Below are 3382 nucleotides of genomic sequence, written 5' to 3' on the forward strand. Positions count from 1 at the left end.
GCGGTGGCGGCGAGTCTGTCGGCGGGCCACTGCCGCGGCGGTCCGCATCGCCCCGCGGTTTTTGCTGGAGGATGTCCGTTTATGACCCGTCCTGATCCCTTGGCTCTGCAGCCCCCGTTGCCCGATATCGCCGAGCAGGCGGCGGCGGATGTGGCGCGCGCACTGGCTGAGGACGTGGGCGCGGGCGATCTGACCGCCGCGCTGGTGGCGCCGGACCTGCGCATGCGGGCGCGCGTGATCGCGCGCGAGGCGGCGGTGGTGTGTGGCCAAGCGTGGGTGCGCGCGGCGCTGGCGGCGTTCGATCCGCTCGCCGAGTGGGATTGGCGCGTGCCCGATGGCCAGCGCGTGCCAGCCGGCGGCGTGGTGTTCGAGGTGGTGGCGCTGGCGCGCGCGCTGCTGTCGGCCGAGCGCACGGCGCTGAACTTTTTGCAGACGCTGTCGGCGGTGGCCACGCACACCGCGCGCTACGTGGAGGCGGTAGAGGGCACCCGCGCGCGCATCTGCGACACACGCAAGACGCTACCCGGGCTGCGGGTGGCGCAGAAGTATGCGGTGCGTACCGGCGGGGGGTTAAACCACCGCATGGGCCTGTACGACGCAGTGCTGATCAAGGAAAACCACATCGCCGCCGCTGGCGGCGTGCGGGCGGCGCTGCAGCGGGCGCAGGCGGCAGCGCCGCAGGCGCTGTTTGTGCAGATCGAGGTGGAGACGCTGGCGCAACTGCAGGAAGCGCTGGATGCGGGCGCACGCGTCATCCTGCTCGACAATATGGAATTGGCGACGCTGCGTGAGGCAGTGCGGCTCAACGATGCGCACCCCAGTGGCGGGGCGGTGCTGGAAATTTCCGGTGGCGTGACCCTGCAGACGGTGCGTGCGCTGGCCGAAACTGGGGTGGACCGCATTTCGGTGGGTGCGCTGACCAAAGACGTCAAAGCCATCGACCTGTCGATGCGGCTGCTGCCGCTCGATGATGCCTGAGGGGATGCTTGGTGTGAGCGCGGCAGACGGGCGCCGGGAGCTAAGGTCGGTGCTGTGGCGCCCAGCGTTCGGATGGTTGGAGCCGTCCTCAGCGCTTGCTCGGGGGTGGCGTGAGGGCAACGCCACCGTATCGCGGTGCGCAGAGCTGGCCCCGCGACAGGCGGCGTGAGGGCGGTGGTGCATCCTGGTGGATGGGCTGACGGGGTGTGCCGCCGCGGGCAGGAAGGACAGTGGGATGAGCAGGATCATTGAAGTCGATGTGGAGCAACCGGCTTGCACCACGCGCCACGCGTGGGCGCGCGTGCCCGAGGAGCCCTCGCCCGCCGAGCGCGAGGCGCTCAAGGCCCGCATCCGCACACTGCTGCGCGAGCGCGGCGCGGTGATGGTGTCGCACTACTACGTGCACCCCGATCTGCAGGATTTGGCCGAGGAAACCGGCGGCATCGTCAGCGATTCGCTGGAGATGGCGCGCTTTGGCCGCGACCACCCGGCGCAGACGCTGGTGGTGTCGGGCGTGCGCTTCATGGGCGAGACGGCCAAGATCCTGTCGCCCGAAAAGACCGTGCTCATGCCCGATCTGGATGCGACGTGCTCGCTGGACGTGGGCTGCCCGGCAGGGGACTTCGCCGACTTTCGCGCCCAGCATCCCGACCGCACGGTGGTGGTGTACGCCAACACCAGCGCCGCGGTGAAAGCCCAGGCGGACTGGGTGGTCACCTCCAGCTGCGCGCTCGATATCGTGCGCGCGCTGCGCGATGCCGGGCACAAAATCCTGTGGGCGCCCGACAAACACCTGGGGGCCTACATCCAGCGCGAAACCGGCGCCGATATGGTGCTGTGGCGTGGATCCTGCGTGGTGCACGACGAATTCAAGGCGTTTGAGCTGGAGCAGCTGCGCCGCGACCATCCGGGTGCGAAGGTGCTGGTGCACCCGGAAAGTCCGGCAGAGGTGGTGGCGCAGGCCGACGTGGTGGGCTCCACGTCGCAGATCCTGAAGGCCGCCGCCGAGCTCGACGCCGAGGTGTTCATCGTGGCCACCGACAACGGCATGCTGCATAAGCTGCGCACGCTCAACCCGGGCAAGCGCTTCATCGAGGCGCCCACCGCCGGCAACAGCGCCACCTGCAAAAGCTGCGCGCACTGTCCCTGGATGGCGATGAACGGCCTGCGCGGCGTGCTGGAAGTGCTGGAGACGGGGCTCAACGAAATCCACGTTGACCCCGCACTGATCGAGCGTGCGCGGCAGCCGATCAAGCGTATGCTGGCCTTCACCGCCGCGCGCAAGGCCGGCCAGCCGGTGGGGGCGCTGGTGCCGGGCATCGGCGCGGCTTGAGCGCGTGCCCGGCGGCGTGTCCCGTCCGTGCCGGGACGCCGCGTAGGCGCTTGCGGTACAGTGATCAAACGGTGCGCCCGGTCCGCGCTGGAGCGCGGCCCGGTTGCGCGTCCGCCGCCCCGGATCCCCTGCGCGGCGCGTGGGATTGACCCAGGGGGTACCAGCGGCGGCGGCCGTGCTCCACAATCGCCAAATCCTTACCGGCGAAAGGGTGACGATGACCGGGTTGGCACGTTGGGCAGTGGGGGTGGCCGTAGGGGTGGCGGCGGTGGCTACCACGGCACGGCCGCTGGAGTTCGATGACATTGCGCGCGAGGGCGAGCTGCGGCTGCTGGCCGAGCGTCCCGACCCCGAGGCCTATGCCTACCGCGCCGAAACCTGGGTGGATGAGGAGAGCCTGCGCACCGGCGTCGTGCGCATGGCCACCTGTCACCTGCGGCTCGACCCCAACCAGCGGGTGGTGGTGTTGTTCAACCGCGAGCGGGTGCAGTCGATCCGTATTGTGGAGACTGAGGGTATCGAGCATGCGACGGTGGAGGGGCACCGCGTGGAGCTGGCCGGCGTGCGGCGCGGAGCGCGCGTGTGCGTGGAGCTGCGCACGCGCGCCCTCGACCCCGCGGGGGAAGGACGCTGGCGCCTGCATGCCGGGCCGCTGATGCGGCGCTACCTGGATGGCTATCTGCCGATGGAGGCGGACCTGACGCTGCACTGGCCCGCGGGCTTGTTGCGTGTGGCGGGCATCGAGCCGCAGCCACAGCCCGGGGTGCGTCTGCAGGCGGCGGCGGACGGGGCGTCGCTGCGGTTGACATTCGCCGGGCGGCTGGCCGCGCGCTGGGAACTGGTGCGCCCATGACGGCGCGCTGCCTGCCGCACCCACCGGGGGGCGGTGGGTGCCATGGCCATCGCTGTCGTGTCCGTCGGCAGCTGTCGTTCCCGTCGCCGGATGGATCGGTGGTGGCCCGTACAGCGGCGTGCCGCATGCGCGTCGGCTGCGGTCGTTCTCAGAGGCACAGGCGGCCTGTGCTCGGTGTTGGGCGGGCCTGTGAAGACAAAAGAGGCGTCGCAAGAAGA

General features: G+C 70.3%; 3 protein-coding genes. All 3 read left to right on the forward strand.

What is annotated here, in order from left to right; translation table 11 throughout:
• Nucleotides 1-81: 81 nt before the first annotated feature.
• The 3 genes from nadC (at nucleotide 82) to V7Z54_RS06555 (ending at nucleotide 3164) form a co-directional block, all read left to right on the forward strand.
• Entirely contained in the window at nucleotides 82-978 is an 897-nt protein-coding gene (gene nadC / locus V7Z54_RS06545) for a carboxylating nicotinate-nucleotide diphosphorylase (protein WP_334135279.1), read from the forward strand.
• 235 nt (nucleotides 979-1213) lie between these two features.
• The gene (gene nadA, locus V7Z54_RS06550) at nucleotides 1214-2311 is read left to right on the forward strand and encodes a quinolinate synthase NadA (protein ID WP_334135280.1); all 1098 of its coding nucleotides are present in this window, start codon (nucleotides 1214-1216) and stop codon (nucleotides 2309-2311) included.
• 217 nt (nucleotides 2312-2528) lie between these two features.
• Nucleotides 2529-3164 carry a hypothetical protein gene (locus tag V7Z54_RS06555; protein ID WP_334135281.1) on the forward strand — a complete coding sequence of 212 codons (636 nt, stop codon included), beginning with the start codon at nucleotides 2529-2531 and terminating at the stop codon, nucleotides 3162-3164.
• The last annotated feature ends 218 nt before the right edge of the window (nucleotides 3165-3382 follow it).

It is taken from the genome of Tepidimonas sp. (assembly GCF_036824975.1).
Taxonomy (GTDB): domain Bacteria; phylum Pseudomonadota; class Gammaproteobacteria; order Burkholderiales; family Burkholderiaceae_C; genus Tepidimonas.